6 protein-coding genes are annotated in these 6244 nt (G+C 46.9%); 2 read left to right on the top strand and 4 right to left on the bottom strand.

The features are described 5' to 3' along the window. Positions 1 to 38 precede the first annotated feature (38 nt). The gene (ahpF, locus tag ACFFUV_RS14185) at positions 39 to 1607 is read left to right on the top strand and encodes an alkyl hydroperoxide reductase subunit F (protein WP_390194036.1); all 1569 of its coding nucleotides are present in this window, start codon (positions 39 to 41) and stop codon (positions 1605 to 1607) included. A 142-nt stretch (positions 1608 to 1749) separates the two neighbouring features. On the opposite strand, the gene pstB is transcribed toward ahpF, so the two are convergent. From pstB to pstS, 4 genes are all read right to left on the bottom strand, one after another. Beyond that, on the bottom strand, positions 1750 to 2577 hold the full coding sequence (gene pstB, locus ACFFUV_RS14190) for a phosphate ABC transporter ATP-binding protein PstB (protein WP_390194040.1): 828 nt from the start codon (positions 2575 to 2577) through the stop codon (positions 1750 to 1752). After that, entirely contained in the window at positions 2574 to 3413 is an 840-nt protein-coding gene (gene pstA, locus ACFFUV_RS14195; protein ID WP_390194043.1) for a phosphate ABC transporter permease PstA, read from the bottom strand. Before pstA ends, pstB begins: the two co-directional genes overlap by 4 nt. 2 nt (positions 3414 to 3415) lie before the next feature. Further along, complete coding sequence (gene pstC, locus ACFFUV_RS14200; protein WP_390194046.1) at positions 3416 to 4339, bottom strand: phosphate ABC transporter permease subunit PstC; 924 nt, start codon at positions 4337 to 4339, stop codon at positions 3416 to 3418. A 63-nt stretch (positions 4340 to 4402) separates the two neighbouring features. Continuing rightward, the gene (gene pstS, locus ACFFUV_RS14205) at positions 4403 to 5440 is read right to left on the bottom strand and encodes a phosphate ABC transporter substrate-binding protein PstS (protein WP_390194049.1); all 1038 of its coding nucleotides are present in this window, start codon (positions 5438 to 5440) and stop codon (positions 4403 to 4405) included. A 357-nt stretch (positions 5441 to 5797) separates the two neighbouring features. On the opposite strand from pstS, the gene ACFFUV_RS14210 reads away from it, so the two are divergent. After that, positions 5798 to 6244 (top strand): cation diffusion facilitator family transporter (locus ACFFUV_RS14210; protein ID WP_390194052.1); only part of this gene is annotated, 447 nt, incomplete at its 3' end.

Below are 6244 nucleotides of genomic sequence, written 5' to 3' on the forward strand. Positions count from 1 at the left end.
GCGTAAGCATACTATCAATATTAAAGGTGTAATCGATCATGCTAGAGCAAGCGATTAAACAACAATTACAACAGTACCTCAGTAACGTGAAACAAGATGTCCGATTAGTGGTCAGCCTAGATGAAAGTAAAGCTGCACAAGACATATTGGCCCTAGCTAATGAAATTTCGGAGCTTAGCGATTTTGTTTCGGTTGAACGTGATGACAATGCCAGCGACCGTAAACCGGTGATGATGGTGACCAACCCTGAGAAAGGCACAGCGCTGAGTTTTGCTGGCTTACCGATGGGACACGAGTTTACTTCCCTTGTTTTGGCGTTACTGCATTCCGGTGGCCATCCGATGAAATTGGAAGCGGAGACAATTGAACAAATTGCTCAGCTAGATAAAGACCTCAATGTTGAGATCTTCATTTCACTTTCATGCCAAAACTGTCCTGATGTGGTACAAGCTTTCAATATGATGGCGGCGATTAATCCACGTGTTCGTCCAACGATGATTGACGGCGCATTGTTCCAAGACGAAGTGAAATCTCGCGACATCATGGCGGTACCTAGTGTCTTTGTGAATGGTGAACTGTTTGGTCAAGGCCGTATGTCTTTGGCTGAAATCCTAAACAAAGTCGATGATGGCGCAGAAGAAAAAGCGGCCGCGGCTTTGAATCAGAAAGACCCTTACGATGTGTTAGTCGTTGGTGGTGGCCCTGGCGGCAGTGCAGCCGCGCTTTACGCGGCACGTAAAGGCATTCGTACTGGTGTCGTTGCTAAGCGTTTTGGTGGCCAAGTTATGGATACCATGGCGATCGAGAACTTTATTTCCGTCAAACGTACAGAAGGGCCAAAATTAGCCACCGACCTTGCTGAACATTTGAAAGAGTACGAGGTGGATGTCGTCACTGAGCAGCAAGCAAGTAAACTTATGGGCGCAAGCAATACTGAAGATGGTCTCATCCATATTCAACTTGAAAGTGGCGCGACGCTTAAGAGTAAGAGCGTGATTTTGAGCCCAGGTGCACGCTGGCGTGAAATGAACGTTCCGGGCGAACAGGAATATCGCAATAAAGGCGTGGCGTACTGCCCGCACTGTGATGGCCCGCTGTTTAAAGGTAAGCGCACCGCAGTTATCGGTGGTGGTAACTCTGGTATTGAGGCGGCCATTGACCTCGCGGGTATCGTTGAACATGTGACGGTACTGGAATTTGCCGACACGCTTCGCGCCGACCAAGTATTGATTAACAAAGCAAACTCGTTGCCAAACGTGGATATCATTACCATGGCGCAAACGACGGAAGTGGTTGGTGATGGCACCCGTGTGACGAGCTTGAAGTATAAAGATCGCAATACGGATGAAATTAAACAAATCGAATTATCAGGCATTTTTGTTCAAATTGGTCTGGTACCGAATACTGAATGGCTGAAAGATTCGGATGTCCAACTCTCAGCGCGTGGCGAAATTGAAGTTGGCAGCCGCGGCGACACCAGCCTAGAAGGCGTGTTTGCTGCCGGTGATGCGACCACAGTACCTTATAAACAAATCATCATTGCGATGGGAGAAGGTGCAAAAGCCAGCCTAGGAGCGTTTGATTACCTGATTCGTAAGCAAGGCTAATCAAACACCAAGAAGCCCAAGAAGCCAAAGCCCTCTGCGTATGCCGAGGGCTTTTTGTCTGTGAGAAACGCACTTTTATTTGGCGTTTGCGAATCAAAAACCATTGGATGCTTTGGTGCACTGAAACGAAAAACGGTATGGGTTAGCCAAAATGCCCTTGAACATAATCGGCGGTCATGGTGTGTTCAGGATAATTGAAGACATGCTCCGTCGAGGCAAACTCGATCAGTTTGCCTAAATGCATGAATGCGGTGTAATCGGATATACGTTTCGCCTGCTGCATGTTGTGAGTCACGATAACAATGGTAAAGGTTTGGCTGAGTTTGGTCACCAAGTCTTCGATACCTTGGGTTGCGATCGGGTCGAGCGCTGACGTGGGTTCATCCATCAAAAGGACTTCTGGCTTGAGAGCAATAGTTCGGGCGATACATAAGCGCTGCTGTTGGCCGCCTGATAACCCCATTGCATCACTGCCAAGAGTCTCTTTGACTTCTTCCCACAGCCTAGCTTGTTTGAGCGCTTGCTCAACGCGACCATCCATATCAGCCTTGGATAATTTTTCATTCAGGCGAATACCAAATGCAATGTTCTCGTAAATACTCATTGGAAATGGCGTTGGCTTTTGAAAAATCATTCCGACACGACTACGTAGTATGTTGAGGTCACAGTCTCGAGTGAGAATATTGTCTCCATCCAGCGTGATACGCCCTGTTGCGCGCTGATGCGGATAAAGCTTATAAATTCGATTCAAGGTTCGAAGCAGAGTGGATTTGCCGCAGCCCGACGGGCCAATGATCGCGGTCACACGGTTGTTATAAATAGGCAGTGTGACGTCGAAAAGGGCTTGCTTATCCTGAGCATAAAAAAAGTTTAACCCTTCAATATCCATACGAGTAGAGGGCGAAGTGCGCTGAAACGCCACAGTTTGTGCGCGTTTGGCTGCGAGTTGGGGGTGTATCATCGTCGTCATGAGTTCCACTTTTTCAATAAGGTTGGCAAGGCACGCGAAAGTATATTGATCGCCAAAATCGTCGCGGTGATCAAAAGGGCACCCGTCCAAGCTAAGTTATTCCATGTTTCATAAGGGCTCATTGCCAAATTGTATATGGTTACGGGGAGGTTAGACATTGGGCCTGACATATCGAGCGACATAAATGAGTTGCTCAGCGCGGTAAAAAGCAACGGTGCGGTTTCTCCGGAAATTCGGGCAAACGAAAGTAAAATACCTGTGATGATGCCAGCACTGACACTGCGATAGCTCAGGCTTACGGTCACTTTCCATGCTGGAGCGCCAAGCCCTGCTCCCGCTTCGCGAAGGCTGGTGGGCACCAGTTTGAGCATTTCTTCAGTGGTTGAGATGATCATCGGCAGTGCAATAGTGGCTAACGAGATAGCGCCAGCCCAGCCAGAAAAGTGGCCGACAGGCTCGACTAAGATGAGGTATACAAACAAGCCTATTAGAATCGATGGCGAGGACATCAACATTCCATTCAAAAAGCGAATCGTGTCTGCCGCCTTTGAGTCTTGCCCATATTCAGCAAGCCAGGTGCCGGCCAACACACCAACTGGAATCGCAATGACAATACCTACACCGCTAATCAGCATCGAGCCAATAATCGCATTGGCAAGCCCGCCATCGTCGTCACCAGGCGCAGGCAGGGATTTGAACAGGACATCCCAAGATAGGGCAATCATACCGCGGTCAACAAGGCCATACATAATGGCAGCAAGAATAAACAGGCCAATGGCGGTTGCCGCGTAACAGCTATAACGGAACACATGGTTTTTCAGTTGCCTGATGCTCATGGTTAACCCCTCACACTTTTACGCAGTTGAATACGCGCGTATCCCATGACCAGAAAGGTCACGATAAAAAGCACCAAACCGAGAGCCATCAGTGCCGACATCTTCATACCATCGGCTTCATTAAATTGATTGGCAATGGTGGCCGAAATCGATGTGGCGGGCATAAAGAGCGCTTGGCTAATAGCTTGGGCATTACCAATGACAAAGGTCACTGCCATGGTTTCTCCAAGTGCGCGCCCCAGAGCAAGGATAAAGGCGCCGAAAATGGAGCTTTTAATCGAGGGTAAGAGGATTTTGGTGATCACTTCAAAACTGTTAGCGCCAATCCCATAAGAGGACTCTTTTAACACGTCGGGCACCGTATTCAGGGCATCTTTAATCAGCGCGGTCATGATGGGTAAAATCATAAAGGCGAGAATGATTCCCGCGGTTAACAAGCCTTGCCCAAGTGGAACACCACTAAATAACCGGCCGATGAGGGGAATGGGACTGATGTGTTCTAGCATCCAAATTTGTGGCCCGCTGGCAAACCATGGGGCAAATACAAATAGGCCCCACATGCCATAGATGATACTGGGAACGGCAGAGAGCAGCTCAATCGCAATACTGACGGGATGAGAAAGCCATTTGGGCATCAATTCAGACAAAGAAATAGCAATCGCAATGCCGATGGGGGTCGCAAGAAGTGCTGCAATGATTGAGGAGACAAGGGTACCATAGAGCGCATTTCCCGCACCAAACAACAAATTGATGGGATCCCAGTCGGTGGAGAAGATGAAGCCGATGCCAAATTGCTTAATCGCGGGCAGCGCACCAAACACCAAAGTCGCAAAAATAGCGACCATAATCACGGTGACAGAAAGCGCACTAAACAAGCTTGCTTGCTTGAAGCAGCGGTCATAGGCGGTGTGAGTATTTATCATCATGGGCCATATCGTGTTGTGAAAAGAGGCTAACGCCAAGCAATGTTCTTGGCGTTAGTCCTAGCATTAGTAAACAGCTTTACCGTTTGACTTGATGTCTTTCTCCCACATGGTGTTGACCATTGAAACCACGCTTTTTGGCATAGGCACATAACCGAGCTGTGACGCTAACTCACCATGTTCATAGCCCCATTCAAAGAATTTAAGAACTTGTTTGGCGGTGTCTGGGTTGGCTTGGTCTTTGTACATCAAGATAAATGTTGCGGCTGTCATTGGCCAAGATTGATCGCCCGGTTGGTTGTTGAGATCAACAGCAAAGCCAGGTGCATGTTGCCAATCGGCATTGGCCGCTGCCGCTTGGAAAGTTCCGAGTGTTGGCTGGACAAAATGACCAGAGCGATTTTCCATTGCGGTGTAGGTTAATTGATTTTGCTCAGCGTAGGCGTACTCCACGTAGCCGATAGCACCAGGTGTCCGTTTCACAAGGTTGGCGACGCCTGCATTGCCTTTTCCCCCTAAATCAGTTGCGGCTTTTGGCCAAACGACTTCTTTGCCTTGACCGACTTGTTGTTTCCAATCTGCGCTTACTTTCGATAAATATCCGGTATAGTTAAATGATGTGCCAGATGCGTCAGAGCGGTGAATGACAACGATAGGTTGATGCGCTAGGGGCAGGGTGGGATTGTCTTGTTTGACCGCATCGTTATCCCAAAATTTTACTTTACCAAGATAGATATCAGCGAGTAATTGACCGGAGAGTTTGAGCTCCCCTGGTTTAATGTTTTTGATGTTGACCACTGGAACTATCGAGCCCATAACGGCTGGAAACTGTACTAGGCCAATTTGCTCTAGTTTGTCTTCACTGAGTGGTGCATCGGATGCTCCAAAATCGACAGTTTTTGCCGTGATCTGTTTAATACCACCGCCAGAACCGATTGATTGATAGTTGAGCTTAATACCGGTTTCATTCTGATAGGCTTTTGCCCACTTCATGTAAACCGGATAGGGAAAGGAGGCACCAGCACCATTTATCATCGTGTCAGCATATGAAGTGACAGAGAACAAGCCAAACGACGCGACTGCCATTAGAGCGAATTTTTTCATGTTTACATTCCTAAAATTTGCGAACTGATTTGTAAAACGCTAGAAAATACTATCCAGCCAATTCAGAAACATAAACGTTCATTTTTAAATCTAATTTTACATTTATGGTGCAAATTTCACCGATTATTGCAACATTATTGAAATATAAAGCGAGTAATAGCTGAGCGTGTTGTGCCGATAATCATGGTATTTTACGTCTGTATTGTTTGCTCTGTTCGCTAGACTGACATCTTTCCGTCACAAAAAATTCTTATTCATTCTTCGTTTTTTACGTGTCTATATGCGTATAATCGGCGTTGACATAGTTTGATTATCAAATTAAATTGGTAGCCAAATAATTTGATAATCAAGGTTATTATGTCTAGCGAAGAAACACCGTTATGTACGCATCGTGATCAATTTGTGTCCTACAATCCGCAAGGTGAGCGCAGAACACTTTATGTGTTAGCGTTAACTGTTGTAACCATGGGCATAGAAATTGTTGCGGGGACAGTATTTGGCTCAATGGCTTTGCTCGCAGATGGGTGGCATATGGGCACACATGCCGCTGCATTTTGTATTACCCTGTTTACTTATCGCTATGCGAAGAAATACCACGATAGCGAACGCTTTTCATTTGGTACCGGAAAAGTCAGTGTAATGGGCGGTTATACAAGTGCTATCGCGCTGGGTATTGTGGCCTTAGTGATGCTTGGTGAATCGACGTACCGCTTATTTAACCCCCAAACGATTCAATTTAATGAGGCGATAGTTGTGGCGGTTATTGGTTTGGTGGTTAATCTTGCCAGTGTTTTACTCTTGCAC

This window comes from Vibrio olivae, from assembly GCF_042428525.1.
Classification (GTDB): Bacteria; Pseudomonadota; Gammaproteobacteria; order Enterobacterales; family Vibrionaceae; genus Vibrio; species Vibrio olivae.